The organism is Rhodoferax aquaticus (genome assembly GCF_006974105.1).
GTDB lineage: Bacteria > Pseudomonadota > Gammaproteobacteria > Burkholderiales > Burkholderiaceae_C > Allorhodoferax > Allorhodoferax aquaticus_A.
Map to the genome: position 1 here is coordinate 856,637 of NZ_CP036282.1, position 25,926 is coordinate 882,562.

Below are 25,926 nucleotides of genomic sequence, written 5' to 3' on the forward strand. Positions count from 1 at the left end.
ATGAAAAAAGTAGTGTTGGCCATTGCGACCTTGGCCGCGGGACTTGCTGGGGCGCAGACTTATCCTTCCAAACCTATCAATATCGTAGTGCCCTTTGCCGCAGGGGGGCCTACCGACCGTGTCGCTCGTGATTTGGCCGAAGCCATGCGCAAACCTCTGGGGGATGTTGCCATCATTATTGACAACGTAGCGGGTGCTGGTAGTTCCATTGGTACCAGCAAGGTTGCGAAAGCGGCTCCAGACGGCTACACCTTGTTGCTCAACCACATTGCCATGGCCACCATGCCCGCCTTGTTGCGCACCATGCCTTTCAAAGTGGAGTCTGACTTTGAGTATTTGGGCATGATCAACGATGTGCCCATGACCCTGGTGGGCCGGCCCAGTTTGCCTGCGCAAAACTACAAAGAATTAAGCGCTTGGCTCAACCAAAACAAAGGCAAGATCAACTTGGGCAACGCTGGCATTGGCTCTGCCTCGCATCTGTGTGGACTGCTGTTTCAAAACGCGGTGCAGATCGATATGACCACGGTACCCTACAAAGGCACGGCCCCTGCCATGACCGATTTGATGGGAGGCCAGATCGATTTGATGTGTGACCAAACCACCAACACCACCCAGCAAATTGAAGCCAAGAAGGTGATTGCTTACGGCGTGACCACGGCCAAGCCGCTTACTACCCCCGCGCTGAAAAGCTTGCCCACATTGCAAGACGTGGGTCTGAAGGGTTTTGAAGTGACGATTTGGCATGGTCTGTATGCCCCCAAAGGTACGCCCGCCGACGTGCAAGCCAAGATCCATGCCGCGCTCAAGGTCGCCTTGAAAGACCCCGAGTTCATCAAAAAGCAAGAGGCTTTGGGCGCTGTCATCATTACGGACAAGCGGGTCGATGCGGCGGAGCATAAAAAGTTTGTGGCGGCTGAAATTGCCAAGTGGACGCCCATTATCAAAGCCGCTGGCGTCTACGCGGACTAACGCATCCCGAAGGCAAGCCTTGCCTGATTAGCGCAGGGCTTGTCCGGAGTCTGCACCCTAGAGTGGGCGCTCTGCACTTTGCTTGGTTCACACGCCCCACACAATGTCTTTATCGGCCTTGTGACAGCGCTCTAGCATCGCAATGAAAGGCGTTGTGCGTTGTCGTAAGGTCACTCCCTCCACTCTTGCCGGTGTTTCACCCCTAGCGAGCGCCTCTTTCGCTTTTTGGGCTCGCTCAGCTTCTTCGTGAGCGACGGCCTTTTCTAAGGCATTGATCGCACCCGGCATATCTGCAGGAAGGAGAATGCCCTTGACAAAATCTGCGGTATCGTCTTTGCCAATAATACGCAGCAGGTGTTGTGCACTGGCGTCCAACATGATGACGTCTGCTGCGGCTTTGGATTTGAATTTATACATAACAGCTGATAGGAGTGGTGAATGGCCAATCTGCATATTGAACGCGAACATACCTTAGGCCTGGATGCAGCTCGCAAAATTGCCATGGCATGGGCAGAGCAAGTAGAGCAAGAGTTTTCTATGGAGTGCACCTATGAAGAGGGTGATGCTGCCGATGAGGTGACGTTTACACGATCCGGCGTGAACGGACAACTCCATGTAGAGCCCAGCCGCTTTGTATTGGACGCCAAGTTAGGTTTCTTGCTAGGCGCCTTTAAGGATCGCATAGAGGCCGAGATCGTTAAGAACCTCGATGCTTTGCTGTCCCAGCAAGCTGGAAACGCTAAACCCAAGAAAAAATAAAGCGCTTCGCTACGATTTTTGTAGCTGCTCGCGCTTTACTGATGGGCGAAGGTGGCAGATTAGCTCAGTGACTCAATCAGGTCGATGTATTGCTGCATGGCGGCTTTGGCATCTGTGCCTTTGAGGTCGTCCCAAGCGCTCCATTTTGCGCGGCCGACCAAGTCAGTGAAGCCAGGTTTTTTTTCAGCGTTGTCGCCTACGGTGGCTTGCTTGTACAAGGCATAGATCTTGAGCAGGGTGTTGTTGTCAGGACGCTCGCTCAGATTCTTGGAATTTGCGACTGCTGCTTCAAACTGCGCTTTTAAACTGGCCATGGTTCGATCTCCGGTTGCTGTGTTGTTGTGCTTGCTGCACCACGCGTGCCTAGGTCGCGTGGTGTCAGGTGCCTATCTTACGGTGCGTTTTACCCGCAAAATAGGGCGTATACCCCAAGCCTATTTTTTCGCTCAGACCGATGTGCGCACGCGGGGCAGCTTGTTTACTTACGGAGTCCACATGGTTACCCGCGTCAAAGCGTCATCACACACAGCACAGGCCTCATCTCCCGAAGCTTCGGCGGGTTTGCACGCTGAACGCATGAGCAAAGTAGACACTGCTTGGCTGCGCATGGATTCGGCATGCAACTTGATGATGATTGTCGGAGTGTGGGTGATTCACCCCGGACTTTCATTGGCCGATCTAAGGCAACGCGTGCGGGAGCGCCTGTTGCATTACCCGCGCTTCGTGCAGTGTGCTGTCGAAGATTCGTCTGGGGCCTCTTGGGTTTTGGATAGTGCATTTGATGTCGACCGACATGTCATAGCCGAGAGTTTGCAAGTTCCACCCGGCGGGGATGCGCAAGAAGCGTTGCAAGAACGGTTGGCGCAACTCACCATGTTGCCCTTAGATAAGCGTCACCCACTGTGGCAGTTTCATTTGGTTGAAGACTACAAAGGTGGTTCCGCTCTCATGGTGCGCATTCACCATTGCATTGCTGACGGTATTGCACTTATCTCCGTGACCCAGTCCTTGGTAGATGGTGGCGGCGCGCCCCCACGCCACGAGGCTGCGCCCAGGCGTGAGGGTTTGGAAGGGGTAGAAGATTGGTTGTCCGAGGCAATCTTGCGTCCATTTACCGATATGACGGTCAAGGCGTTGGGAGCTGCAGGCGATGGGGCTGTGCGTTCGCTGGAGATGCTGTTGGATCCTCACAAAGGTGTGGAGTCGGGAGTCCATGGGTCGGTTGATCTTGCCAAGCTGGCATACCACGCCGCCAGCGACGTAGCCGCCCTCGCGCTGATGGCTGACGACTCTGCCACTCGACTCAAAGGCCAGCCCGGTGTAGTGAAGCGGGTTGCATGGTGTGCCCCTATCCCTTTGGATGAAGTAAAGGCGGTAGGCAAAGCTTTGCAGTGCTCGATCAACGATGTCTTGATGAGTTGCGTAGCAGGTGCCATTGGGCAGTACTTGCGCGCACAAGGTGATGCCGTGCAAGGCAAAGAGATCAGAGCCATGGTGCCCGTAAACTTGCGCCCGCTGGACCAAGCGTACAAGCTGGGAAACCAGTTTGGCTTGGCACCCGTGGTCCTTCCCATTGGTATCTCTAACCCCGTGGAACGTGTTCTGGAGGTCCGTAAGCGCATGCGGGACCTTAAAGGCAGCATGCAGCCGTTGTTGGCGTTTGGCATGCTCGCGGTGGCTGGACTGTTGATCAAGCCAGCTCAAGATGCCATGCTGAGTTTGTTCTCGAAGAAAACCACAGCAGTGTTAACCAATGTACCCGGGCCGCGCACCAAGCTCAGTATTTGTGGTGCAACCATTGAGGAGTCTTTGTTTTGGGTGCCCCAAAGCGGAACGGTTGGCTTGGGAATATCCATTTTGAGCTACGGTGGGGGCGTGCAGTTTGGCATTGTGTCGGACGCAATTTTGTGCCCTGACCCCCAGCAAATCATCAATGAATTTGCCCCCGAGTTTGACAAGCTGACGCTGCTGACGTTGATGCTACCTTGGGGCGAGCAAGCCGACTGAAATGCGGTGGGGAACTGCCGCCTCAGCGAAGGGGCTTTGCGTTCTCTGCCAACTCCGCTTTTGCCATTTCCACATCCAAGTGCTCTAAGGCATCGTTGGGAGTGAGTGCTGCACTCTGCTCATACAGGCGCGTTGCATCTGCCAACCGGTCTTCGCCTTCCAGCATGACCAAGGCGTTTGCGTATTCAATCAGTCCAATGCGCGATCGCGGTGCCAAGGTGAGGCCGCGCTTAAACAGCTGCAGGCAGGTGTCTTTTTTCGCCCCGTAGGTCATATGCCCGATGAGTACCCCCACTTTGTCGATCACTTCTGCATGAAAGGTGCCCATGGCGAAGTGCGCGTCTGCATGGTGGGGTTGCAACTGTATGGTGGCGTCTAGTGCCGCCTTGACCTTGGTACCCAAGCCTTGGGCCAGCGCTTTGGCAACACTGATACCTTGGCTATACCGCCCCAGCGCGTAGCCTCTCCAGTAGAAAGCATTGGCGTTGTTCGGTTGGACAGTTGACTGTTCTTGCGCGCGTTCCGCCACTTCTTGGAGAAGTCGCAGCTTGTTGGACTCTTTAGGCTCAAGGTAGTTGGCATAGATGCAAGTAGCTTTATTGGCTACCGTCATTCCTGTCATGCCGGCACTTAAGCCCAACTCAGTCGCTGCTTGGAATTTGCCGCTATGAAACAAAGCCCAGGCGGCCAAGACGTCGGGGTTTTCAGGCAGTGGTTCTTGGTCACTCAGGTGCAAGCAAGCCCACTGCGAGCGAACCCGCTGTGCATCAAAGAGGTAGTCCTGAGAGCAGGAAAACGTGTTCCAGTGCTTCATGGTCCACACAGGGTTACAGCAAGTGGCATTAAGTGGAAGCGTACGCACCAACCAGGGTCTGCAAGTGGGCGCGTTGCTGTGGTTCCAAATAGGGCACCAGCAGATTTAAAACATGGTGAGCGCCGCGCAGCAGGGCTGCTTGCGCACTGCCTGGCTCCAAAGCATTGCGGGGATCACGCACATACTCAAAACTAAGCCAATACGTGAGCACCACCACCATGCTGGTCGCTGTGGGTTCGGCTTCTCGTGAGTCTATCTGGATGGACCCAGCGCGGCTCATGCTGTCAAGCATGGCCTTGATGGAGCGGGTCTTGTTTTTTAGTACCGATTGAAAGTGGGTTTCTAAACGCCGGTTTTTACTCAACAAGTCGTTGAGGTCACGGTATAAAAATCGGTACTGCCAAATCAACTCAAACAAGGTGTGCATGAAGAACCATGCATCCTCCACATCGCGCACATCATCGCTGGCATTGATTAACTCATTGAGCGATTTTTCGTACCGATCAAACAATGAGTTAATGAGTTCGTCTTTTGCAGGGTAATGGTAGTAGAGGTTGCCAGGGCTGATGTTGAGCTCTGCGGAGATGAGGGTGGTTGAGACATTGGGCTCGCCAAACCGGTTAAACAGCTCCAAAGTAACTTCCAAAATGCGTTCGGCAGTGCGGCGGGGTGCTTTTTTGACCATAGGGGGCACTCTCAGTGGGTTTGGGGGGGCGTGCGATGTGCGACCGCGTCACTCAGGTCGTCCATGACCTCTTGGAGGGTAGCAATTGCCTTGCCAATTCGGGTGGTGTGTTTGAGGGGGGCGCAGAGTTGGCGCTTGGGATCATCCAAGACCTCATGGTTGAGGGTGATACCGTGCCGTGCAAATGTCTTCGACAAACCCGTTTTGCGCGAGCGCAGCAAACTACGTGTTTGCTGGTACGCATGTTCCGCTAGTTGTCGGCGTTGCGCATAGCTGAACGTGTTGGCGAGGTAAAGCTCCGGGTCTCGATGGTCTGGCTCAATGAGCACAATGTCGGTGTTGGGATAGGCATGCGCATAGTGCTTCATGCCAAGTTCCATGCGGGAATGGATCATGGAGCGAAAGGTCTGGCTCAGTACCGAAGGCAAGCCCCCATCGACCACGCGGGGGATTCGCCTTTTCTCGGCAGGCAGGCCACTTTGCATCACCCGTGCAGTGTGGGGCAGACTGGCATCAAACGGAACCAAGGGGTTGAGGCAGATCATGAGATCTACGCCATCATCCAAAGCCACCGACGCATGCATAGTTTTTTTCAGTGCGCCATCCACATAGTATTGGTCATCAATCTCCACCGGTGGGAACAAACCAGGCAGCGCTGAACTGGCTTGCACTGCTTGCGAAATGGGAACGTGGTCCCAACCCGGCCGTCCAAACGGAGCGGCTTGTGCGCTGTCCAAATTGGTGGCAACGAGCGTCAACTTGGTCTTGAGTTTTCGAAAATCGTTGGTCCGCCCCGGCTGACTAAACAGCCTCGCTAACTGCGTGTCAACTTGGTGGTTGGAGAACACGCCCGTCGGTAGCGCTGCACTTAAGCGCTCTAGAGTCCGCAGCAAGGGTTTTCGGCCAAACGAGATGTGCCAAAGTGCTGACAAAAGCAAGCCGGGCAACATAATGCCTCTGCGCACAAATTCACCATACGCTGGCTGCATGAGCCAGGATGGGTCAAACGTTTCAGAGGGCGTCGCATCGTTTTCAATAAACGATGCACAAAGTTCGCGTGGCCCCATTCCATTTGCCATCGCTGCAACAATGAAGCCACCGGCGGAGACGCCCACGTAGTGATCTAAGGCGGTCAGGTCTACACCCTGCAATGACTCCTCTAAGGCGCACATGGCACCAATCTCGTAAATTGCCCCCAAAGGGCCGCCGCCAGACAGGGCCAATGCGATCTTAGGACGAGATGAGCTGCTTTCTTTCATACCCAACAGTGTAGGGTGCGTGAGTACTTTTTATTGTTGCGTTGCAGCAAGGTAATCCATGCGGACACTCGACATGAGTGATCCCACAAGGGCTCTGTGGGACATCTTGCGTCCACAGGCCGAGTGAATGGGCATCACAAGAACCCGGGCACGAAGGCTTTGACTGCCCCAACGTCCCCAAACCGTCACGGAGCTACTTGGGCGCTTTCTTCTTTGCAGTGGCTCCTACTTTCTTGGCTGCCGCTGGCTTGGCGACTTTGGCGGGTGTGGGTGCTTGCGGTTTTTTGGATAGCTGTTGGACTGTGAGGTTCAATGCATCAATACGTGCAATCAGCGCATTCACGTCCTTCGCAGAGGGAACTCCAAGCTTGTTCAGAGCTTTGGCGACGCGCTCTTCAAAGATGCTTTCCAACTTGTCCCACTGCCCAGACGCTTTGGACGAAATTTCGGAGGCCATTGAAGACACTTTGGATGTCGCTTCGGTGAGTTTTTCCTCCGCCACTGACTTGGTTTTCCGTTGCATCGTTGCGCTGTCTTTGACCAAAGATTCAATAGCCTTGACTCCTTCCACTTGCGCCTTCGTAAAGGCACCCAGCCCAGCCTGCCAAATTTGTTGGGCAGAGTCTTTCACGGAGCCCCCACGCGAGGCGTCAGATGAGCCAGAAGACTTTGAATTCTTAGTTTTGGTAACCATGTTTGCTCCATGTTTTATGAGAATGGCCGATGCTTGATGTTACACAGGGTATTTGTGTTTGTCTGCCGAACTGAAACAGTTGGGACTCTAGTCTATTTTCAAATGCCACTGCCGTGCGGCGCTCTGTGTAAAGTTCTTGAGGCTAGGAGAGATTCTGTTGGGACAGGCGAGGCTTAACTGAGTCACCGAATCGACAAACTCGCAATAGCGTGTCAATAATCCCAAAAGATGATCGGTATTGGTATTCTTTTCAAGCCCTACAGAGCATGAACTTGTTTTTGCTGCGACTTTTACTTGAGTGAGTGCACTATTCTTTTGTAGAATCTCCAAGTAATTGTGTGTTGGATGCACGGTTGGCACATTTGCATTAACCTAAGTATTAGTTTCAAAAAGGAAAACAATGGCTACTCTGTCGGAAATTCAAGCCCAAATCAAACAGTTGCAAGCCCAAGAGGCGGAAATCAAAGCAAAGGAGTTGGACGCAGCGGTGCAAGATATCGTTGCGAAAATGCAAGCCTTTGGGATTTCGGTCAACGACTTAAATTCTTTGCTGCCCGCAGCTTTGCGCGGAAAAGCAAGGGCTGGCAGTGCAGAAGCTTCAGCAGATTCAAGCAAAAAGCGAAGCTCTATCAGTTCAGTTGCCGCAAAATACCGTGGACCCAATGGTGAGACCTGGTCGGGCCGTGGCTTGACGCCGCGTTGGCTCGCTACTTTGGTGGCAGACGGCAAGAATAAAGAAGACTTCGCAATTACTGCTTAAGTATTCGCTATATGGGGTTTCGGTTTTGCTCCGAACCCCCATTGGCCACAGCGACTCCAAATTTTTCGAAATTTGGAGTCGCTGTGAAATCAGTTCGCTTGAAATCGCGTTGCTGCAATACTGTTTTGAATAAGAACAGAAATTTGCGTCTCTGTATAGCAGCGCCACACTTCAGATAACCCCATCTCGCTCTTTGGCGAGGGTGCGCCTTGTTCAGGTTTACTGAATCAGGTTGAGCTTGGGATGTGCCTTGTCCAACGCAGCCGCCAAGGTAATATCGCAGGGTCCCTTCTAGTCGTGTACGGAAATAGCCCTCTATGCAAACCAACGATCAAGCCCAAACTCTGGCCCAGGCCCTTCCCTATATCCGTAAGTTTCATGGCAAGACCATGGTCATTAAGTATGGTGGTAACGCCATGACGGATCCCTCTCTCCAAAAGGCGTTTGCGGAAGATGTCGTGCTGTTAAAGCTCGTCGGTATTAACCCTGTGGTTGTTCACGGCGGTGGACCTCAGATTGAGAATGCACTGAAGCGCTTGGGAAAGAAAGGCGAGTTCATTCAAGGTATGCGAGTTACGGATGCCGAAACCATGGAAGTGGTGGAGTGGGTGCTGGGTGGCGAGGTGCAGCAAGACATTGTCGGCCTGATCAACCAAGCCGGCGGCAAGGCTGTGGGTTTGACGGGGCGTGACGGCGCCATGATTCGCGCCCAAAAACTCAAGATGTTGGACAGCACCAATCCAAACGTAGAGCATGACGTAGGGCAAGTGGGTGATATCGTGAGTGTTGATCCAAGCGTCGTCAAAGCCTTGCAAGACGATGCGTTCATCCCGGTGATCAGCCCCATTGGATTTGGGGAGCAAAACGAAAGCTACAACATCAATGCGGATGTCGTAGCGGCTAAGCTTGCGACGGTGCTGCAAGCGGAAAAACTCATGATGCTGACCAACATCAGTGGCGTGCTGGATAAAAATGGTGACTTGCTGACGGATCTAACGGCGCAGCGCATTGACGAGCTGTTTGCCGACGGGACAATCAGCGGCGGGATGCTACCCAAGATAAGTGGGGCTTTAGATGCCGCCAAGAGTGGAGTGAACTCGGTTCACATTATTGACGGCCGCGTCCCTCACGTATTGCTTCTTGAAATTTTGACGAACCAGGCCTTTGGGACCATGATTCGCGCCCACTGATGGTCGGCCACTCTAAATACCTGGGCCGCGCTTCATCGCAAGGGTGATAGGGACGATATGCGACTCCTACTGGTTGAAGATGATGTCATGGTGGCCAGCGGCATCAAGCTTGGATTGTCGGATGCAGGCTATGCGGTGGACTGGGTTGGCAGTGCTGAGCGTGCCTTAGAGGTTACGGGGAGCGAAGCCTTCGATGTTGCGCTGATTGATATTGGTTTACCTTCCATGGACGGGCTGCAGTTGACGCAGCGCTTGCGGCAGCGTGGGCATGCCATGCCAGTGCTCATACTGACAGCGCGCGATGCCTTGCAGGACCGCGTGCAAGGGCTGGATATGGGGGCAGACGACTACATGATCAAGCCGTTCGAGCTGCCTGAACTACTGGCCCGACTGCGTGCGTTGTTGCGACGCTCGCAGGCTGCAACTTCGGCCACGTTGACTTTTGGTCCTTTAGAACTCGACACAGCCAAACGCCTCGCTTGCATTCGCCACGCAAATGCAAGCACAACGATTGTTGAACTCGGCCCTCGCGAATGGACGGTCATGGAGTACTTATTGCTGCAAGCCCCAAAGCCAGCCAACAAAGACAAGTTGCTGCAAGCGCTGACCGGGTGGGACAAAGAAATCACGCCCAATGCCATAGAGGTCTATATCTCTAGGCTGCGGGGCAAGCTTGAACCTCACGGCATTGCGTTGCGTTCGATTCGTGGATTTGGCTATCGGCTAGAGTTGATTGCCGCCGACCCGGTCACGGCATGAAGTCAGGGTTGCAACGGCGCCTCTTGGTGCTTTTGCTGCTGCCTTTGCTATTTTTGGCAGCGCTCAACACGTGGTTTGACTACCGACTTGCTGACAGCGCAGCACTGGAAAAAGACAAGCAGTTACTTGCGCTTGTCCCCTTGTTGGCGGACTCCATTGTGGGTGCCGGGCCCCGCGCCGACGCACCGCCTCAAATGCTGATGGCGCCTCCTCTGGAAGAGTTCCTCGACGGCCGAGGCGCCAATGCAGCGTGGGCCATCCTCGACTTGGATGGCCAAGTACTCCTTGGCGATCGGTGGCTCGATGCCCCTTTGCCTACTACTCGGGAGCCTGAGTTTTACAGTGACGAGTATGGTGGGGTTCTGTACCGAGTCATTAGCCAAAGAGTGTTCACGTCGGCGGGGGAGATGGTTGTTCGCTTGTCCGACGGGTCGGATACACGACAGCAATGGTTGCTTCAGCTCGTGCTCAAAGTGGTATTGCCGAACGTGACCTTGGCTATCTTCGGTTATTTGGCTTTCAGTTGGGCCATTCGCGTAGCCCTTGGGCCTTTGATTCAGCTCAAAGATGCGGTTGAGAGGCGCTCTCCCAAAGACCTTTCGCCGATTGACCTTGAGGCATCGCCAGACGAAGTTCGCCCCTTGGTTGAGGCCATTAACAGGGTGTTCGGATTGTTAGATGCACAGGCGCAAGGCCAGGCACGCTTCATCGCAGATGCCGCACATCAGTTGCGAACGCCACTTGCCGGCCTGCAGGCCCAAGTCGAGGCATGGGCTCAAACCGTGAATGGTGGAGGGCAAGCCGACTGGAGGGACAGAGCGGTGGGGATGCATGATCCCTCCACGCAGGGGGCGCTAACCCACGTTACCTTGCGCGCAGAGCAAGTACTCAAGCTGAGAGATGCAGCTAGGCGCACTTCACAGTTGGCTAATCAGCTGTTAGCGCTGTCGCGTGTGGATGCGCGCAGTGCATACATGCAGCCCATGCAGCGGGTTGACTTGCCGCAATTGTGCGAGGCGCTGCTGGAGCATTACCTCGACATTGCCGCTCGCAAAAATATTGACCTTGGCTTAGAGCTGCATCCTGCACACGTCAGCGGCTACGAGTGGCTGCTTCGCGAGCTGTTGTCCAACCTGTTGGATAACGCACTGAAATACACACCGGCATCAGGGCGTGTGACCCTGCGTTGCGGCACAAGCTATCTTGCAGAGTCCGCGCAAACGCATGCGTTTTTGGAGGTGGAAGATGATGGCCCAGGCATTCCAATGGGGGAGCGTGCATTCGTGTTGGAACGCTTTTACCGTATCCAGGGTGTTGAGGAAGAGGGCAATGGATTGGGCCTAGCGATCGCTCAGGAGGTCGCGTTGCTGCACCATAGCCATTTGCAGCTCAAGACAGGCGGCCAAGGGCAAGGGCTGCTGGTTCGTTTGGAGCTGGCAACGTAGCCTTTCGCCGCCAAGGGCTGTGCGAGAATCTTCCGAAGCTCAACCCCAATCACCATGTCTGACACGCCCACCACCATTCTTGACGAAAGCACTGCCCAAGCGCTGGACATACCGCAAGAGATTTCGCCTCCAGCCGTGGGGCGAAAGCGCCCCAAACCAGGTGAGCGACGGGTGCAGATCCTGCAGGCATTGGCGACTATGTTGGAGCACCCGGATGGTGAGCGAATCACCACAGCCTCTTTGGCCGCCAAACTCCAAGTTAGTGAAGCGGCCTTGTATCGCCACTTTGCGAGTAAGGCGCAGATGTTTGAGGGGCTGATTGACTTCATTGAGCAGTCGGTGTTTACGCTGGTCAATCAAATCGTTCTGCGCGACGCCGGTCAAAGTGAGGGGTCGCACGGTTTGGGTTTGCGGCAGGCGGCCACGATTGTTGCCATGCTGTTGCAGTTCGCCGAAAAAAACCCTGGGATGGCGCGTGTCATGGTCGGCGACGCATTGGTTTTCGAAAACGAACGTCTGCACGCCCGAATGAACCAATTTTTCGACAAAGTCGAGAGTTCGTTGAAGCAGTGTTTGCGTGCCGAGGCCGTCGACCATGCGGACAACGCACCCAAGGTGGACGCTGCGTTGCGAGCCTCTGTCCTCGTTTCCTTCTCCATGGGGCGCTTGCAACGCTTCGTTCGTTCAGGCTTTAAGCGTTTGCCGACCGAAAAGTTGGATGCCTGCCTGCATTTAATGCTCGGGTAAACCCGCTGTGGGCTTAGATGAAAAGCCCTAGAGCCTGAGATTGTTTTTGCGGTGATTGCAGAAATGCTGCAAAATAGCACGATCGTACTATTTTGTGAGTTCCTGCCTCATGTCTTCGCACCCTGCAAGCGTCCCCTTAGAGCGCATATCGCCGGTATCGGCTGTGCGCTCCCAATCCGCACGCGCTTCGCTGAAGGGTCAACAAACCAAGGCGGTTATCGTCGAAGCGGCTTTGGGGCTCGCCACGCAAATTGGCCTTGAAGGCCTCAGCATTGGCGTTCTGGCCGAAGTCACGCGCATGAGCAAGTCAGGCGTTTTTGCCCACTTTGGCTCCCGCGAAGAGTTGCAAATCTCTGTCATACGTGAGTACTTCAGCAGGTTTGAGCAAGAAATCTTCTACCCCGCCTTGCACGAGCCACGGGGGCTGCCGCGTGTCAAAGCACTCTTCGGGAACTGGATGAAGCGCGTTGCCGTAGAGATTCAGTCGGGCTGCATATTCATCAGCGGCGCGGTTGAGTTTGATGACCGCCCAGGCCCTGTCCGTGATGCCCTGGCGACTTCCGTACAGACTTGGCTCAACGGACTGCACAGAGCGGTCGTGCTTGCCAAGCAATGTGGCCATCTGCGGCCAGATGCCGATGAGCAGCAAATGGCATTTGAGATTCATGGCCTTATCTTGGCGCTCCACTATGAGGCCCGGTTTCTCAAGAACCCGGGCTCTATCGAGCGCGCCAACGCAGGCTTTCAAAACATTCTGGTGCGTTATGGCGTGGATGCCTCAACCGCCTAAGCCCAAGCAACCCTTCATTCCCCAGTTTCCTAAGGAGTAAACAGCATGCCTACTTACAACCCACCCTTGCGTGATATGCAGTTTGTGCTGCATGAAGTGCTCAAAGTCTCTGATGACTTCAAGCAGATTCCTAAGCACGCCGATATCGACGCCGACACCATCAACGCAGTGTTGGAAGAAGGCGGCAAGTTCGCCGCTGAAGTGGCCTTCCCCCTGAACATCAGCGGCGACGCAGAAGGCTGCAAGATCGACCAAACTACCCACGCGGTCACCACACCCAAGGGCTTTAAAGAAGCCTACAAGCAATACATCGAAGGTGGCTGGGCTGCACTCGGCTGCGCGCCTGAGTTCGGCGGCCAAGGCTTGCCCTATGTTGTGAATGGTTCGTTCTACGAAATGCTCAACAGCGCCAACCAAGCCTGGACCATGTACCCCGGCTTGACCCACGGCGCGTATGCTGCCTTGGAAGCTCACGGCACACCTGAGCAACAGGCGACCTATCTCCCCAAAATGACGACCGGCGAATGGACTGGCTCCATGTGCCTGACCGAGCCGCATTGCGGCACTGACTTGGGCCTGATGCGCACCAAAGCCGAGCCACAGGCCGACGGCACCTACCGCATCACCGGCAACAAGATTTTCATCAGCGCTGGTGAACACGACATGACAGACAACATCATCCATTTGGTGTTGGCACGCTTGCCCGATGCGCCTCCCGGCATCAAAGGCGTGAGTTTGTTCATCGTGCCCAAAGTGTTGGTCAATAAGGACGGAAGCTTGGGCGAGCGCAATGGCATCTACTGCGGCGGCTTGGAGCACAAAATGGGCATCCACGGCAACGCGACTTGCCAAATGGTGCTGGACAACGCTGTAGGCACCATGGTGGGCCAGCCCAACAAGGGCATGCAAGGCATGTTCGTGATGATGAATGCCGCACGCTTGGGCGTGGGCAACCAATCTCTGGGCTTGACCGAAGTGGCTTACCAAAACGCTTTGGCCTATGCCAAAGACCGCATCCAAATGCGCTCTTTGACGGGCCCTAAAGCCAAAGACAAGCCCGCTGACCCCATCATCGTGCACCCAGACGTGCGCAAGATGTTGCTCACCGCCAAAGCCTATGCTGAAGGTGGCCGCGCACTGCAAGCCTATTGCTCGATGTTGCTGGAAAAAGAGCACAACCACCCTGATGAAAAAGTGCGCAACGACTCCGGCGAAATGCTGGCCATGCTCACCCCCATTGCCAAGGCTTTCCTGACCGACAACGGCCACATTGCAACCAACGCGTGCATGCAAGTATTTGGCGGCCATGGCTTTATCAAAGAGTGGGGTATGGAGCAGTTTGTGCGTGACAACCGCATCAACATGATTTACGAAGGCACCAACACCATTCAGTCATTGGACCTGTTGGGCCGCAAGATCTTGGGTAACAACGGCGCCACACTCAAAAAGTTTGGCAAGTTGGTAGGTGCTTTGGTGGCCGAAGAAGGCGTGAACGAAAAGATGGCTGAGTTCATCAACCCCATCGCGGTGTTGGGTGAGCAAATGACCAAGTTCACCACCGAGATCGGCTTCAAAGGCTTCCAAAACCCCGACGAGGTAGGGGCTGCTGCGGTGGACTACTTGCGCGTGGCAGGCCACCTGGTGTTTGGCTATTTCTTTGCACGCATGGCCCAAGTCGCATTGCGTCAAATTGCAGCAGGCAACACAGACCCCTTCTATGTCGCTAAGCTGCAGACTGCGCGTTTCTACTTTGCCAAGCTTTTCCCTGAAACCGCAACCTTGATGCGTACTGCGCGCGCTGGTTCCAAAGTACTGATGGACACCGACGCCGTATTCGCATAAAGCCCGCTACGTCCTTTTCACACTTTTACAACGAGGAGACTACAAATGGTTCGTTCAGCATGGTTTATCGCTTTGGGTATGTGTTCTGTGTCTGCCATGGCGCAGATGACCCCTGTGGGGCTTTGGAAAACGATTGACGACAAAGACGGCACCGCCAAGTCTGAAATCCGCATCGTCGAGAACGATGGCGTCATCTCCGGCAAGATTGAAAAGGTGCTCGACCCCAAAGCGCGCCCTGACGAAAAATGTGTGGAATGCAAGGACGACCGCAAAGACCAACCCATGGTGGGCTTGGAAATCATCCGTGGCCTGAAGAAGGCTGACGGTAAAGACTTGTGGGAAGGCGGCACCATCGTGGAGCCAAGCTCCGGCAAGACCTACAAGATGACCATGACTCCCATCGAAGGTGGCAAAAAGATCGAAATGCGCGGCTACATCGGGTTCTTCTACCGAACCCAAGTTTGGATCCGCGTTCAATAAATTGAGGAAGAGTTATGTCCCGCTTTCAAGTTCGTAAAGTCGCCGTACTGGGCGCTGGCGTGATGGGTGCGCAGATTGCAGCGCACCTGGTCAACGTCAAAGTGCCTGTGGTGCTGTTTGATTTGCCCGCCAAAGAAGGTCCTAAAAATGGCATTGTCAGCAAAGCCATCGACAACCTGAAAAAGCTCAAGCCCGCACCTCTGGGTGTGGTCGAAGACGCTGCCTTGATTGGTCAAGCCAATTACGAAGAGCACCTCGAGCAACTGCGCGACTGTGACCTCATCATCGAGGCCATAGCCGAGCGCATGGACTGGAAGCTGGACCTCTACACCAAGATTGCCCCCTACATTGGCGCCCACACCATCGTGGCGTCCAACACCTCGGGGCTGTCGATCACCAAACTGTCTGAGGCGCTGCCCCAGGACATCAAACCCCGCTTTTGCGGCATCCATTTTTTCAACCCACCGCGCTACATGGCCTTGGTGGAGTTGATCAACACCCCCACCACCGAAGGCGCTTACCTTGACGCGCTGGAAGGCTTTGTCACCAGCACCCTGGGCAAAGGCGTGGTGCGTGCCAAAGACTCTCCCAACTTCATTGCCAACCGCGTGGGCATTGCAGGCATGTTGGCCACCATGAAAGAGGTGGAAAATTTTGGCCTGTCCTACGACGTGGTGGACGACCTGACTGGCAAAAAGCTAGGCCGCGCCTCCAGCGGTACCTTCCGCACGGCAGACGTGGTGGGCCTGGACACCATGGGCCATGTGATCAAAACGCTGCAAGACACCTTGAGCTTGGAGACCGATCCTTTCTACGAAAGCTTTGCCACCCCCACCGTGCTCAAAACCCTGCTGGAGATGGGCAACCTCGGTCAAAAGACCAAGGCGGGCTTCTTCAAAAAGGTGGGCCGTGAGGTGTTGCGCTTTGATGCCGCTAGCAAAGACTATGTCGCCGGTGGCCAAAAGGCGGACGAGGTCTACGCACGCATGCTCAAAAAGCCTGCTGCCGAGCGCATGAAGCTGCTGCGCAATGCCGAAGGCAAGCAAGGCCAGTTCTTGTGGGCCATTTTGCGCAACAGCTTCCACTACGCCGCCATCCATTTGGCATCGATTGCGGACAATGCCCGCGATGTGGATTTCTGCATGCGCTGGGGCTTTGGCATGAAGCAAGGCCCGTTTGAGCTGTGGCAAGAAGCCGGCTGGCTCGAAGTGGCCAAGATGGTGCAAGAAGACATTGACGCAGGCAAAGCCCTGTGCAAAGCGCCTTTGCCTGAATGGGTGTTCAAAGGCCCTGTGGCCGACGCCGGTGGTGTGCACACACCTGCCGGTTCGTGGAACCCCAGTACCGGCACCTTTGTGCCAGTGCGCCAGCTGCCCGTGTACCAACGCCAGCACTTCCCTGAGAGCGTGCTGGGCGCCAAAGCCCCGCAAGCTGAAACTGCGGGCAAAACCCTGTTCGAAGACGAATCCATTCGCCTGTGGACCTTGGACGACCAAGTCGTCATCGCCAGCATCAAGACCAAGATGCACGCCATCGGTGGCGGAGTCATTGAAGGCTTGTTGCAAGCGCAAGCGCTGGCTGAAAAAGACTACCAAGGCTTGGTGATCTGGTCGCCCGATGAGATGTTCTCCGCAGGCGCAGATCTGCAGTCCATGCTGCCCGCCTTCATGATGGGCGGCGCCAAAGCCATCGACGGTGCCGAAGCCGAGCTGCAAAAAGCCATGCTCAAGCTGCGCTACTCCAATGTGCCGGTCATCTCCGCCATTCGCGGCTTGGCTTTGGGCGGTGGTTGCGAACTCGCCATTTACTCCAGCCGCCGTGTGGCGGCTATGGAAAGCTATATCGGTCTGGTGGAAGTGGGCGTTGGCTTGGTTCCCGGGGCTGGCGGGCTCACCTATATTGCGCGGCGTGCTGCAGAAAATATAGCAAGCTCCACAGGCAAAGACTTGGTTCCTTTCTTGACCGAAGGCTTTACTGCCGCCGCCATGGCCAAAGTGGGCACCAGCGCGCTGGATTCCCGCAAGCTGGGCTACCTGCTCGACAGCGACATCGTGGTGCCCCACAAAGACGAGCTCTTGTTTGTGGCCATCAACGAAGCCAAGTCCATGTACGCCGCAGGCTACCGTGCGCCGCACAAGCGCCAGTTTGCCGTGGCGGGGCGCAGTGGTATTGCCACCATCAAAGGCTCATTGGTCAATATGCGTGACGGCGGCTTCATCAGCGCCCACGACTTCCACATTGCCAGCTTGATTGCTGAGGTGGTGTGCGGTGGCAATGTAGACGCGGGCACTTTGGTCACTGAGGAATACCTCATGGCCTTGGAGCGCAAAGCGTTTACCTCGCTCTTGACCCACCCCAAAACCCAAGAGCGCATCATGGGCATGATGTCCACCGGCAAACCGGTGCGCAACTGAGATGGTTGCCGTGTCTAGCACTGCGCACACCGCAGGTTCTACGCCCGAGCAAGCCAAGCCCAACCGCTTGGTGCGCTCGCTGCGCCAGCTTGACCAAGTGCCGCGCTTTGCCCGTGCTTGGGCGCGCAACGTGGTGCTGCGCCGCGCGGTGCCCTTTACCGGTACCGCAGGCTTGCAGTATGTAGAGATGGCGCCGCACCGCGTTGAGATTGCCATTGCCAACGAGCGCCGCGTGCAAAACCATATCCATGGCGTGCACGCCGCCGCCATGACGCTGCTGGCTGAAACCGCCACCGGCATGGTGGTGGGCATGAACGTGCGTGACGACTGCCTGCCGCTGGCCAAAGAGCTCAAGGTGAGCTTCAAAAAACGCACCCAAGGCGCCATGCGCGCCGTGGCGGTGCTGACCGATGCGCAGCGCGCACTCATGCAGCAAACCGACAAGGGCGAGGTCACCGTGGCGGTGCACGTCAGCGACGAATCCGGCGCGCAGCCGATTGAATGCGAATTTATCTGGGCCTGGATACCGTCCGGCCCACGCAAGAATTGAAGGAGTCCTCCATGAAACAAGTTCAAGAAGCCTACATCGTTGCGGCCACCCGCACGCCGATTGGCCGTTCCCACCGCGGCTTTTTCCGCAACACCCGCCCTGACGATTTGTTGGTCACCGCGCTGCGCGCCGCCTTGGCGCAAGTGCCCACGCTAGACCCGCAAACCATTGAAGACCTGATCTGCGGTTGCGCCATCCCCGAGGGGCAACAAGGCCTGAACATCGCCCGCATTGGCGCCGTGTTGGCGGGCTTGCCCACCAGCGTGGGTGGCATCACCGTGAACCGCTTTTGCGCGTCGGGCTTGTCGGCTGTGCAAATGGCGGCTGACCGCATCCGTGTGGGTGAGGCCGACGTCATGATCGCCGCCGGTGTGGAAAGCATGAGCATGGTGCCCATGATGGGCAACTCGCCATCTCTCTCACCCACCATGTTTGACCATGACGAAAACATCGGCATTGCCTACGGTATGGGCCTGACCGCTGAGAAGGTGGCCAACCAGTGGAAGATCAGCCGCGACGCGCAAGACGCCTTTGCCGTGGAGTCCCACAAGCGTGCCTTGGCCGCCCAAGCGCGTGGCGACTTTGCTGCCGAAATCACCCCTGTTGAGGTGGTGGACCGCAGCCCCAACCTGGAGACTGGCGAAGTCATTGAAAAGCGCCGCACCGTGAGCTTGGACGAAGGAGCCCGCGCCGATACCAGCTTAGAAGGCTTGGCTAAATTGAAGGCCGTGTTCGCTGCCCGTGGTTCGGTCACCGCAGGCAACAGCTCGCAAACGTCAGACGGCGCTGGCGCCCTGATTTTGGCCAGCGAAAAAGCGGTCAAGCAACATGGCTTGAAGCCACTGGCCCGCTTTGTGAGCTTTGCCTCCAAAGGCGTGCCTCCTCACATCATGGGCATCGGCCCGATTGAAGCCATTCCAGCTGCCTTGCGCTACGCCGGGTTGACCCAAGACGCGATTGACTGGATTGAGCTCAACGAAGCCTTTGCTGCCCAGTCGCTGGCCGTGGTCAACACCCTGGGGCTGGACCCCGCCAAGGTCAACCCCATGGGCGGCGCCATTGCGCTGGGCCACCCACTGGGCGCTACCGGTGCTATTCGCTCCGCCACGGCGATTCACGCCTTGCACCGCCACAACCTGAAATACAGCATGGTCTCCATGTGCGTAGGCATGGGCCAAGGGGCTGCCGGTATCTTTGAGCGGGTCTAAGCCGCTCACAGCAAGGGCCACCTGCGGGTGGCCTTTTTGTTGCCAGCGTCAGTGGAGCAAGGGGCAAGCGCCCAAGTCACGATAACGGAGTGCGCAGTGGAAACTTTGCAACTGGAAAGCGACAAGGGCGTGCACATTGCCCTGCGGGTGTTTGCACCCACAGGGCCTGCCCATGGCAATGTGGTGGTGGCCAGCGCCATGGGCGTGCGCCAAGATTTTTATACGCCGTTTGCCCAATGGCTGGCTAGCCAAGGCTGGCGCGTCACCACCTTTGACTATCGAGGCATGGGCGACTCCAAACCCAACACGCCGCATGGCGGCCTCCAAGGCTTTGACGCTGATCTCAACGACTGGGCGCGCGACTACGCCCATGTGGTGGACCACGCCCACGCGGCCATGCCCGCAGCACCGCTCTACCTTTTGGGCCACAGCCTGGGCGCGCAGCTGCCGGGCCTCTTGCCCAACGCCCACAAGGTCAGCGGCCTGATCAACATAGCCGCCGGTAGCGGCTACTGGCGCGACAACGCGCCGCAACTCAAGCGCGGCGTCTTGCCGTTTTGGTACCTCATAGTGCCGCTGGCTACGCGCCTGTGTGGCTACTTTCCGGGCAAGCGTTTGGGCATCATCGGCAATGTGCCGGCAGGCGTCATGCTGCAGTGGCGCAAGTGGTGCTTGAACCCCGAATACAGCGTAGGCGCAGAGGGCGAGGCTGTGCGCCGCAGCTATGCACAAGTCCGCTTTCCCATGGTCGCACTGGCCATGGCCGACGACGAGATGCTGACGCTGCGCTCGGTACAAAGCTTGTTGGCGCTGTACAGCAATGCCCCGCATGTGTTGCGCAGCGTGGAGCCTGCTGAGGTCAACCTGCGCCGCATCGGCCACTTTGGCATGTTTAAAGAAGAGCAGTTGGGCCGCATGTGGCCGCAACTGCAGCAGTATTTGCAGCAGTTTTCAGAAGGAGCTTTTGCGTGAGTTTGCATTTGTTTGACGAAGCCCTGCGCCTAGAGGCGCAGGCCGATGGCAGCTACCTAGGCCACACCCACCCGGCGTGGCACAACATGGTGGGGCCGTTTGGTGGCATCACCGCTGCCACCATGGTCTCGGCCATCACCCAGCACCCAGAGTGTTTGGGCAGCCCCGTGTCGCTGACGGTGAACTTTGCGGCAGGCATCACCCCCGGCGCCTACACGCTCAACCTGCGTGCCGCCCGCACCAACCGCTCCACCCAGCACTGGGTGCTAGACATCACGCAAACCCAGCCCGATGGCAGCAGCGCCACCGTGCTCACCGGCACCGCCATGACGGCGCTGCCGCGCGACACCTGGGCACTGAACGACAGCCCCATGCCGCAAGTCCCCGGCCCAGAGGGCATTGCGCCCGTGCCCACGCCTGAGGCGCTGGTATGGCTGGCCCGCTATGAGCTGCGCAATGTCAGCGGCCCCTTGCCCGCCAAGTGGGATGGCCGCGTGGCCTCGGACGACCATCACACCGCCAGCCAAAGCCAGCTCTGGGTGCGCGACCAGCCCGCCCGGCCTCTGGACTATCCGGCCGTCACCGCCATGAGCGACATCTTCTTCCCCCGCGTGTGGCTGCGCCGCGCCCACATGGTGCCTGCGGGCACCGTGTCGCTCACGGTGTATTTCCATGCCAGCGCGCAGCAACTGGCGCAAGCGTCTGACGACTATGTGCTGGCACAAGCCCGTGCCCAAGCCTTTAGCAATGGGTTTTTTGACCAAACCGCCCAGCTCTGGAGCCACGCCGGTGCGCTCTTGGCGACCTCACACCAGCTGGTGTACTACAAAGAGTGATTTACAGTGCGTCCTCGCATTTTTCAGAACTTTAAGAAACGAGCAACACCATGTCCGACATCTTGACCCTCACCGCCGAAGGCGTGCTGACCATCACCATCAACCGCGTGGCGAAGAAAAACTCGTTCACCAAAGCCATGTACGCCAGCCTGGCCGACACCTTGGAGCAAGCCAAGGACGACAGCGCCGTGCGCACCGTGCTCATCCAGGGTGATGTGGCCATCTTCAGCGCGGGCAATGACATTGGCGACTTCTTGAGCAACCCACCGTCTACGCAAGACGCGCCTGTGTTCCGTTTCTTGCGCGCGATTGCCACCTTTCCTAAACCGCTCGTCGCTGCCGTGTGCGGCCCAGCGGTGGGCATTGGCACCACCTTGCTGTTCCATTGCGACTTGGTGTACGCCGGTGACAACGCCGCCTTCTCCATGCCCTTTGTGAACCTGGGCCTGTGCCCCGAAGCGGGCTCTAGCCTCTTGGTGCCGCAAATGATGGGCTACCACCGCGCCGCCGAAGCGCTGCTCATGGGCGACCCCTTTATGGCCGAGGCTGCGCTCGAAGTGGGCTTGGTCAACCGCATCTTGCCGCCCACCCAAACCAATGAAATCGCCCAAGCCCAGGCGCGCAAGCTGGCCACCAAACCCTTGGCGTCTTTGTTGGAAACCAAGCGCCTCATGAAGAAGGGCCAAATGGCCCAGGTGCTGGCCGCTATCGAAGAAGAGGCTGCCTCCTTTGGCCGCATGTTGCAAGAGCCTGCTGCCAAAGAAGCCTTCACCGCCTTCATGGAAAAGCGCCGCCCCGACTTTTCTAAGGCCTAAGCATGGGCCCGCAAGGGCCTGAGTTCGCGGCGTTTAGTGGCGAAAAGTGCTGCTGGCGCCCATGGATATTGCGCAAGCAGCTATTAAATGTGTAGTGGCCTGCGCGGTTACGGCGCCCCCAGCGCCAGCACCGCCCACCAAGGGCGGGCTTCTATAACGTAAGGAGACAGACCCATGGCATCACTCGCAGGCAAAACCCTGTTTATCACTGGCGCGTCCCGCGGCATCGGCTTGGCAGTGGCCAAGCGCGCAGCGGCAGACGGCGCCAACATCGTCATCGTGGCCAAAACCACCGATGCCAACCCCAAGTTGCCCGGCACCATCTACAGCGCAGCCGCTGAGATCGAAGCCGCTGGCGGCAAGGCCTTGCCCCTGTCGGTAGACATTCGCGACGAAGCCGCTGTGCTGGCCGCCGTGGCCAAAGCGGTAGAGATCTTTGGCGGCATCGACATCTTGGTCAACAACGCCAGCGCCATCAGCCTCACCAACACCGAGGCCACGCCCATGAAGCGTTTTGACCTCATGAACGGCGTCAATGCACGCGGCACCTATATGTGCACCATGGCCTGCTTGCCGGAGCTCAAAAAGTCAGCCAAAGCAGGGCGCAACCCGCAGGTGCTCACCATGTCGCCCCCCTTGAACATGCAGGCGCACTGGTTCCAAAGCCACACCGCCTACACCATGGCCAAGTACGGCATGAGCATGTGCACGCTGGGCCACTCGGCCGAGTTCAAAAAGCACGGCATTGGCGTTAACAGCCTGTGGCCCCGCACCGCCATTGCCACCGCTGCTATGCAAATGATTCCGGGGGTAGACGTGGCCCTGTGCCGCACCCCCGACATCATGGCCGACGCGGCCTACGCCATCCTCACCAGCAGCGCTGGCGCCACCGGCAACTTCTATTTGGATGACGAGGTGTTAGCCGCCCACGGCGTGACCGACCTAGACCGCTACTCCGTCACCCCCGGCACCACCAAGTTTGTGCCCGACTTGTTTATTGATTGAGTGAGAGCGTTGGCCAGGCCCGCAGCCTGGCTGCACAGGCGTTTACGCCTGATTGGCCATGTACGCCATGACCTTGCTCATGGCGGTGGCCTGCGTTTGCAAGGTGCCAGCGCGGCGGGTGAGCGAGTCGAGTGAGCCCGCCATGGTGCCGTCCTTGGCCAGCTCTTTGGTGGCCACCGTGTTGATTTGCCCGCCCACCTTGGACATGGCCGCGCGCACTTTGGCGGGGTTGGCTTTGAGCGCGGCGTCCAACTTTTTGTCATCCACCGTTACTGTGCCATCGCTCTTAAGCACAAAGCCCATGCCACGCATGGCGTCGGCCGTGGCGGTGTCGGTCTTGATGGCGCGGCGCAAGTCCATGCCTACGTTGAGTGCGCCGCGCGCCTCGGATGTCATGCCAGCTTTGTCTGCCGTGGTGCGCGCTGCACCCAGCGACGCGTTGTAAGCCGCTGCCAGCTTGGCCACCGCTGCTTTGAGCTCCACATCGCTGGCTGTGCTGGGCAGCCCCGCCAAGGCCTTGGCCGCCAATTGCGTGTCAGACACGGAAGACTTCAAACGCCCAAACGACGACAGCTGCGCCGAGGTGCTGTCTATCTGCGCCTGCAAGCGGCTTCCCGCTCTTTGCAAGGGGTTGCTATTGCCCGCCACCGCCGAACTCGCCTTAGCCCCCGAGGTGCTGGACTTGTTCAAGCTGCTGGCGTGGCTGCTAAGGACGTCTGAGATGTTCATGGTCTGCCAAGGATAGGCAGCTCCGGGAAAAGCTTGAGGGGGAAAAGAGGGGGGAAGAGGGGGTATTTGTAGGGGGGCGCGATGGCCACTAAGCCACAACTTATGTGGCGGACTGGGTCAAACACACTGCCTTGCTCGGGTATAAATCAATGACTTACAGGTTTAGGGAGCGAAACCATGACCAACAGCGATCTTGTTCACAAGACAGGTTTCACTTCTACATCAAGCTGGGCCTCTTGAAGCCGTACGCCTGCGCCATGAAGAAGTTGACGATCTCGACTGCACTTGCGCTGCTCACATTTCAAGCAGTCGCTGCTTCCTTTGATTGTTCGAAGGCTTCAACATACGTTGAAAGAACCATTTGCACCGATGCGCAACTTGAAAGGCTCGATGTTGCATTGGCGGAAAATTACAAAGGCATGCTCGCTTCCGACTTCGGCGGTTCTAGGAAGTTGTTGCAAGAAGAGCAACTGAGGTGGCTGACACAGAGAAATCAATGCAAAACCGCAAAGTGCTTGATCGATGCATACCGAAAGCGAGTCGATGAAACTTGCGACTATGGAGTTGTGACAGGGGTGCACCCTGTGTGCACGCCATCTGAAGACATCAAATGACAGTTGGCGCTTCGCTGTTCTTCGTCCCTAGGCCCAAGCCCAGGGTTTCACCGGAGCTGCGCCAGAAGCCGAACAGCTCGTTGACTTCAACGCCTTAAGCTATGAAAACCCTCATTTTTGGCAACTCTGGTTCAGGCAAGAGCACCTTAGCCAAACACCTGAGCCAAGCACATGGCCTTGCACATTTGGACCTGGACTCCATCGTTTGGGAGCCCGGTAAGGTTGCGGTACAGCGCCCCATGGACGCTATCCATGCATCGCTGGCGGAGTTTCTGGTGGCCCATCAAAGCTGGGTGATTGAGGGGTGCTACGGCGAGCTAGTTGAAGCGGCATCGGCCCAATGCACGGAGCTGGTATTCCTGAACCCCGGGCGTGAGGTGTGTCTCACGCACAACCGGTCCCGCCCTTGGGAGCCGCACAAGTACGCTTCCAAAGAAGCACAAGATGCCATGCTGGAGAACCTTCAGGCCTGGGTGGCTGGCTACTACGAGCGACACGACCCATGGTCGTACTACGCACACCGCCGCATCTTCGACGCATTTGCGGGTGCAAAGAGCGAGCGTGAAAGCCCGGCTGAGGCAGTTACACCGAAGTGAGTTTGGGCGCAGCAACCTCCAGCGCTGGGGCTAGGGTTTAGCTACCACTCACAAACCAAACCTTGGCAATCCCCTGTTCCGTCACTTCATAGATAGCCGCCACTTCCATGGCTTGGTCTTGCACGCCAGTCACGCGTTCATGGTCTATGACTTTGTTGCCGAAGACCATGCGGTTGACGAGCTCGGCGTGAAGCTGGGGCAGGTTGAAGCGGTGGGTGCGGTAGTGTTCGGTCAGGGCAGCTTTGCCCACCAACATGGGCTCTGCGGAGGGCAGGCGGTAGACCTGTACATCGTCGGTGTATTCGGCCACAAAGCGCGCTAGGTCGCGGGCGTTGTAGGCGTCTAGTTGGCGTTGGGCGCTAGCGGCGGGGTCTAGGGTGTGGGGTGTTGCATTCGTCACGGTGTGTTGCTTTGCGATGTGTAAATGCCGCGAAGAATACCAAGCGACTGTGCAGGATGGCACCGTGTGGCGAGTCTTCAAACCGCGCTGCCTTGTTTTGTCACGAAGGCTTCATACGCAGCGCCCATGCTTGGGGCTGCGGCGCATTGCCGTGACACACCTATGCGAGGCCACCATGACTCAAGATAACGCGCCAGAGACCGACGACTTGGGCGAGGAATACGCGGAAGACGACTTTGAGTCGGCCGCAGACGTGCACCGCATGGCGGCGCACCATTTCACCGCTGCTGCCAAGCACCACTTTGCCGCCGCCATTGCCGAAGACGAAGGCGACACTGACAAAGCCGCTCGCCACACTTTCTTGGCTTACCGCCACCAGCTCAACGCGGTGCAGTACGCTGAGATTGCCGCCATGGACAGCGAAGGCCCTGAAGACGAATTTGCAGGCGCTGAACTCGAAGAGTAAGCCCGCGCAGGCCTTGCTAAGCGCAGACGCTCATGCGCTGCGCCTAGCAGGCCCATCCCTCGGTAGCCCCTGGTTTTTGCTAGGGGTATTTACGCAAAGCATTTGCTTGCTATAAATG

Annotated in this window: 29 protein-coding genes; 21 read left to right on the top strand and 8 right to left on the bottom strand. The window is 57.0% G+C overall.

From position 1 onward, the window contains the following. Nucleotides 1–972: a tripartite tricarboxylate transporter substrate-binding protein gene (locus tag EXZ61_RS04040; RefSeq protein WP_142809270.1), complete on the top strand. Its 972-nt coding sequence runs from the start codon at nt 1–3 to the stop codon at nt 970–972. A gap of 87 nt (nt 973–1,059) precedes the next feature. On the opposite strand, the gene EXZ61_RS04045 is transcribed toward EXZ61_RS04040, so the two are convergent. Beyond that, the gene (locus EXZ61_RS04045) at nt 1,060–1,389 is read right to left on the bottom strand and encodes a DUF1840 domain-containing protein (protein WP_237219082.1); all 330 of its coding nucleotides are present in this window, start codon (nt 1,387–1,389) and stop codon (nt 1,060–1,062) included. A gap of 21 nt (nt 1,390–1,410) precedes the next feature. On the opposite strand from EXZ61_RS04045, the gene EXZ61_RS04050 reads away from it, so the two are divergent. Further along, nucleotides 1,411–1,731, top strand: a complete 321-nt coding sequence (locus EXZ61_RS04050) for a polyhydroxyalkanoic acid system family protein (protein ID WP_142809272.1) — start codon at nt 1,411–1,413, stop codon at nt 1,729–1,731. Between the two features lie 59 nt (nt 1,732–1,790). Here the strand turns inward: EXZ61_RS04050 and EXZ61_RS04055 are convergent, their stop codons facing one another. Continuing rightward, nucleotides 1,791–2,045 carry an acyl-CoA-binding protein gene (locus EXZ61_RS04055; RefSeq protein WP_142809274.1) on the bottom strand — a complete coding sequence of 85 codons (255 nt, stop codon included), beginning with the start codon at nt 2,043–2,045 and terminating at the stop codon, nt 1,791–1,793. Nucleotides 2,046–2,307: 262 nt separating this feature from the next. On the opposite strand from EXZ61_RS04055, the gene EXZ61_RS04060 reads away from it, so the two are divergent. Further along, on the top strand, nt 2,308–3,738 hold the full coding sequence (locus EXZ61_RS04060) for a wax ester/triacylglycerol synthase family O-acyltransferase (protein WP_142814092.1): 1,431 nt from the start codon (nt 2,308–2,310) through the stop codon (nt 3,736–3,738). A gap of 22 nt (nt 3,739–3,760) precedes the next feature. Here EXZ61_RS04060 and EXZ61_RS04065 read toward each other — a convergent pair whose 3' ends face one another. The 4 genes from EXZ61_RS04065 to EXZ61_RS04080 form a co-directional block, all read right to left on the bottom strand. Continuing rightward, on the bottom strand, nt 3,761–4,552 hold the full coding sequence (locus tag EXZ61_RS04065) for a tetratricopeptide repeat protein (protein WP_142809276.1): 792 nt from the start codon (nt 4,550–4,552) through the stop codon (nt 3,761–3,763). A 28-nt stretch (nt 4,553–4,580) separates the two neighbouring features. Then, nucleotides 4,581–5,237: a TetR/AcrR family transcriptional regulator gene (locus EXZ61_RS04070; RefSeq protein ID WP_142809278.1), complete on the bottom strand. Its 657-nt coding sequence runs from the start codon at nt 5,235–5,237 to the stop codon at nt 4,581–4,583. A gap of 11 nt (nt 5,238–5,248) precedes the next feature. After that, nucleotides 5,249–6,496: a patatin-like phospholipase family protein gene (locus EXZ61_RS04075; RefSeq protein WP_142809280.1), complete on the bottom strand. Its 1,248-nt coding sequence runs from the start codon at nt 6,494–6,496 to the stop codon at nt 5,249–5,251. Nucleotides 6,497–6,689: 193 nt separating this feature from the next. Further along, on the bottom strand, nt 6,690–7,190 hold the full coding sequence (locus EXZ61_RS04080) for a phasin family protein (protein ID WP_142809282.1): 501 nt from the start codon (nt 7,188–7,190) through the stop codon (nt 6,690–6,692). Between the two features lie 400 nt (nt 7,191–7,590). Between EXZ61_RS04080 and EXZ61_RS04085 the strand changes: the two genes are divergently transcribed. The 15 genes from EXZ61_RS04085 to EXZ61_RS04155 all read left to right on the top strand — a co-directional run bounded on the left by EXZ61_RS04085 (nt 7,591) and on the right by EXZ61_RS04155 (nt 23,003). Further along, nucleotides 7,591–7,950, top strand: coding sequence for an H-NS histone family protein (locus EXZ61_RS04085; RefSeq protein ID WP_142809285.1), 360 nt, complete (start codon nt 7,591–7,593; stop codon nt 7,948–7,950). A gap of 317 nt (nt 7,951–8,267) precedes the next feature. Continuing rightward, nucleotides 8,268–9,140 (top strand): acetylglutamate kinase, encoded by an 873-nt coding sequence (gene argB / locus EXZ61_RS04090; RefSeq protein ID WP_142809288.1) that lies wholly within the window; start codon nt 8,268–8,270, stop codon nt 9,138–9,140. A gap of 57 nt (nt 9,141–9,197) precedes the next feature. Then, complete coding sequence (locus tag EXZ61_RS04095; protein WP_142809289.1) at nt 9,198–9,899, top strand: response regulator; 702 nt, start codon at nt 9,198–9,200, stop codon at nt 9,897–9,899. Then, entirely contained in the window at nt 9,896–11,344 is a 1,449-nt protein-coding gene (locus EXZ61_RS04100) for a sensor histidine kinase (RefSeq protein WP_142809291.1), read from the top strand. Before EXZ61_RS04095 ends, EXZ61_RS04100 begins: the two co-directional genes overlap by 4 nt. Nucleotides 11,345–11,398: 54 nt before the next feature. Beyond that, entirely contained in the window at nt 11,399–12,091 is a 693-nt protein-coding gene (slmA, locus tag EXZ61_RS04105; protein WP_142809293.1) for a nucleoid occlusion factor SlmA, read from the top strand. Nucleotides 12,092–12,200: 109 nt separating this feature from the next. Beyond that, a complete protein-coding gene (locus tag EXZ61_RS04110; RefSeq protein ID WP_142809295.1) occupies nt 12,201–12,881 on the top strand; it encodes a TetR/AcrR family transcriptional regulator in 681 nt (226 codons plus the stop codon). A gap of 45 nt (nt 12,882–12,926) precedes the next feature. Beyond that, on the top strand, nt 12,927–14,723 hold the full coding sequence (locus EXZ61_RS04115; RefSeq protein WP_142809296.1) for an acyl-CoA dehydrogenase C-terminal domain-containing protein: 1,797 nt from the start codon (nt 12,927–12,929) through the stop codon (nt 14,721–14,723). A 45-nt stretch (nt 14,724–14,768) separates the two neighbouring features. Then, complete coding sequence (locus EXZ61_RS04120; protein ID WP_142809298.1) at nt 14,769–15,203, top strand: DUF2147 domain-containing protein; 435 nt, start codon at nt 14,769–14,771, stop codon at nt 15,201–15,203. A 14-nt stretch (nt 15,204–15,217) separates the two neighbouring features. Next, on the top strand, nt 15,218–17,617 hold the full coding sequence (locus EXZ61_RS04125) for a 3-hydroxyacyl-CoA dehydrogenase/enoyl-CoA hydratase family protein (RefSeq protein ID WP_142809300.1): 2,400 nt from the start codon (nt 15,218–15,220) through the stop codon (nt 17,615–17,617). A 10-nt stretch (nt 17,618–17,627) separates the two neighbouring features. After that, nucleotides 17,628–18,167 carry a DUF4442 domain-containing protein gene (locus EXZ61_RS04130; RefSeq protein WP_237219083.1) on the top strand — a complete coding sequence of 180 codons (540 nt, stop codon included), beginning with the start codon at nt 17,628–17,630 and terminating at the stop codon, nt 18,165–18,167. 11 nt (nt 18,168–18,178) lie between these two features. After that, nucleotides 18,179–19,375, top strand: a complete 1,197-nt coding sequence (locus EXZ61_RS04135; protein ID WP_142809304.1) for an acetyl-CoA C-acyltransferase — start codon at nt 18,179–18,181, stop codon at nt 19,373–19,375. A gap of 96 nt (nt 19,376–19,471) precedes the next feature. Then, the gene (locus EXZ61_RS04140) at nt 19,472–20,347 is read left to right on the top strand and encodes an alpha/beta hydrolase family protein (RefSeq protein WP_142809306.1); all 876 of its coding nucleotides are present in this window, start codon (nt 19,472–19,474) and stop codon (nt 20,345–20,347) included. Continuing rightward, nucleotides 20,344–21,183: an acyl-CoA thioesterase gene (locus tag EXZ61_RS04145; protein ID WP_237219084.1), complete on the top strand. Its 840-nt coding sequence runs from the start codon at nt 20,344–20,346 to the stop codon at nt 21,181–21,183. The genes EXZ61_RS04140 and EXZ61_RS04145 overlap by 4 nt, the downstream gene beginning before the upstream one ends. A 50-nt stretch (nt 21,184–21,233) precedes the next feature. Next, entirely contained in the window at nt 21,234–21,998 is a 765-nt protein-coding gene (locus EXZ61_RS04150; RefSeq protein ID WP_142809308.1) for an enoyl-CoA hydratase, read from the top strand. A gap of 174 nt (nt 21,999–22,172) precedes the next feature. Next, nucleotides 22,173–23,003, top strand: a complete 831-nt coding sequence (locus tag EXZ61_RS04155; protein ID WP_142809310.1) for an SDR family oxidoreductase — start codon at nt 22,173–22,175, stop codon at nt 23,001–23,003. 42 nt (nt 23,004–23,045) lie between these two features. On the opposite strand, the gene fliD is transcribed toward EXZ61_RS04155, so the two are convergent. Next, entirely contained in the window at nt 23,046–23,732 is a 687-nt protein-coding gene (gene fliD, locus EXZ61_RS04160) for a flagellar filament capping protein FliD (protein WP_142809312.1), read from the bottom strand. Nucleotides 23,733–23,989: 257 nt separating this feature from the next. Here fliD and EXZ61_RS04165 point away from each other — a divergent pair, with 257 nt between their 5' ends. Both EXZ61_RS04165 and EXZ61_RS04170 read left to right on the top strand, forming a co-directional pair. Then, entirely contained in the window at nt 23,990–24,346 is a 357-nt protein-coding gene (locus tag EXZ61_RS04165; RefSeq protein ID WP_168224696.1) for a lysozyme inhibitor LprI family protein, read from the top strand. A 101-nt stretch (nt 24,347–24,447) separates the two neighbouring features. Further along, on the top strand, nt 24,448–24,942 hold the full coding sequence (locus EXZ61_RS04170) for a P-loop NTPase family protein (RefSeq protein ID WP_142809316.1): 495 nt from the start codon (nt 24,448–24,450) through the stop codon (nt 24,940–24,942). Between the two features lie 37 nt (nt 24,943–24,979). Here the strand turns inward: EXZ61_RS04170 and EXZ61_RS04175 are convergent, their stop codons facing one another. Continuing rightward, nucleotides 24,980–25,342: a nuclear transport factor 2 family protein gene (locus tag EXZ61_RS04175; RefSeq protein WP_142809318.1), complete on the bottom strand. Its 363-nt coding sequence runs from the start codon at nt 25,340–25,342 to the stop codon at nt 24,980–24,982. Between the two features lie 175 nt (nt 25,343–25,517). Here EXZ61_RS04175 and EXZ61_RS04180 point away from each other — a divergent pair, with 175 nt between their 5' ends. Next, complete coding sequence (locus EXZ61_RS04180; protein WP_142809320.1) at nt 25,518–25,808, top strand: hypothetical protein; 291 nt, start codon at nt 25,518–25,520, stop codon at nt 25,806–25,808. Nucleotides 25,809–25,926 lie beyond the last annotated feature (118 nt).

What these genes read in the sequence shown, in the direction of transcription:
- EXZ61_RS04045 (WP_237219082.1), bottom strand. Translation starts at nt 1,389, where the DNA reads ATGTATAAATTCAAATCCAAAGCCGCAGCAGACGTCATCATGTTGGAC.
- EXZ61_RS04065 (WP_142809276.1), bottom strand. Translation starts at nt 4,552, where the DNA reads ATGAAGCACTGGAACACGTTTTCCTGCTCTCAGGACTACCTCTTTGAT.
- fliD (WP_142809312.1), bottom strand. Translation starts at nt 23,732, where the DNA reads ATGAACATCTCAGACGTCCTTAGCAGCCACGCCAGCAGCTTGAACAAG.
- EXZ61_RS04165 (WP_168224696.1), top strand. Translation starts at nt 23,990, where the DNA reads ATGAAGAAGTTGACGATCTCGACTGCACTTGCGCTGCTCACATTTCAA.
- EXZ61_RS04060 (WP_142814092.1), top strand. Translation starts at nt 2,308, where the DNA reads ATGAGCAAAGTAGACACTGCTTGGCTGCGCATGGATTCGGCATGCAAC.
- EXZ61_RS04125 (WP_142809300.1), top strand. Translation starts at nt 15,218, where the DNA reads ATGTCCCGCTTTCAAGTTCGTAAAGTCGCCGTACTGGGCGCTGGCGTG.
- EXZ61_RS04170 (WP_142809316.1), top strand. Translation starts at nt 24,448, where the DNA reads ATGAAAACCCTCATTTTTGGCAACTCTGGTTCAGGCAAGAGCACCTTA.
- slmA (WP_142809293.1), top strand. Translation starts at nt 11,399, where the DNA reads ATGTCTGACACGCCCACCACCATTCTTGACGAAAGCACTGCCCAAGCG.
- EXZ61_RS04155 (WP_142809310.1), top strand. Translation starts at nt 22,173, where the DNA reads ATGGCATCACTCGCAGGCAAAACCCTGTTTATCACTGGCGCGTCCCGC.
- EXZ61_RS04135 (WP_142809304.1), top strand. Translation starts at nt 18,179, where the DNA reads ATGAAACAAGTTCAAGAAGCCTACATCGTTGCGGCCACCCGCACGCCG.
- EXZ61_RS04095 (WP_142809289.1), top strand. Translation starts at nt 9,198, where the DNA reads ATGCGACTCCTACTGGTTGAAGATGATGTCATGGTGGCCAGCGGCATC.
- EXZ61_RS04120 (WP_142809298.1), top strand. Translation starts at nt 14,769, where the DNA reads ATGGTTCGTTCAGCATGGTTTATCGCTTTGGGTATGTGTTCTGTGTCT.
- EXZ61_RS04150 (WP_142809308.1), top strand. Translation starts at nt 21,234, where the DNA reads ATGTCCGACATCTTGACCCTCACCGCCGAAGGCGTGCTGACCATCACC.
- EXZ61_RS04040 (WP_142809270.1), top strand. Translation starts at nt 1, where the DNA reads ATGAAAAAAGTAGTGTTGGCCATTGCGACCTTGGCCGCGGGACTTGCT.
- EXZ61_RS04055 (WP_142809274.1), bottom strand. Translation starts at nt 2,045, where the DNA reads ATGGCCAGTTTAAAAGCGCAGTTTGAAGCAGCAGTCGCAAATTCCAAG.
- EXZ61_RS04050 (WP_142809272.1), top strand. Translation starts at nt 1,411, where the DNA reads ATGGCCAATCTGCATATTGAACGCGAACATACCTTAGGCCTGGATGCA.
- argB (WP_142809288.1), top strand. Translation starts at nt 8,268, where the DNA reads ATGCAAACCAACGATCAAGCCCAAACTCTGGCCCAGGCCCTTCCCTAT.
- EXZ61_RS04180 (WP_142809320.1), top strand. Translation starts at nt 25,518, where the DNA reads ATGACTCAAGATAACGCGCCAGAGACCGACGACTTGGGCGAGGAATAC.
- EXZ61_RS04115 (WP_142809296.1), top strand. Translation starts at nt 12,927, where the DNA reads ATGCCTACTTACAACCCACCCTTGCGTGATATGCAGTTTGTGCTGCAT.
- EXZ61_RS04070 (WP_142809278.1), bottom strand. Translation starts at nt 5,237, where the DNA reads ATGGTCAAAAAAGCACCCCGCCGCACTGCCGAACGCATTTTGGAAGTT.
- EXZ61_RS04080 (WP_142809282.1), bottom strand. Translation starts at nt 7,190, where the DNA reads ATGGTTACCAAAACTAAGAATTCAAAGTCTTCTGGCTCATCTGACGCC.
- EXZ61_RS04075 (WP_142809280.1), bottom strand. Translation starts at nt 6,496, where the DNA reads ATGAAAGAAAGCAGCTCATCTCGTCCTAAGATCGCATTGGCCCTGTCT.
- EXZ61_RS04085 (WP_142809285.1), top strand. Translation starts at nt 7,591, where the DNA reads ATGGCTACTCTGTCGGAAATTCAAGCCCAAATCAAACAGTTGCAAGCC.
- EXZ61_RS04110 (WP_142809295.1), top strand. Translation starts at nt 12,201, where the DNA reads ATGTCTTCGCACCCTGCAAGCGTCCCCTTAGAGCGCATATCGCCGGTA.
- EXZ61_RS04100 (WP_142809291.1), top strand. Translation starts at nt 9,896, where the DNA reads ATGAAGTCAGGGTTGCAACGGCGCCTCTTGGTGCTTTTGCTGCTGCCT.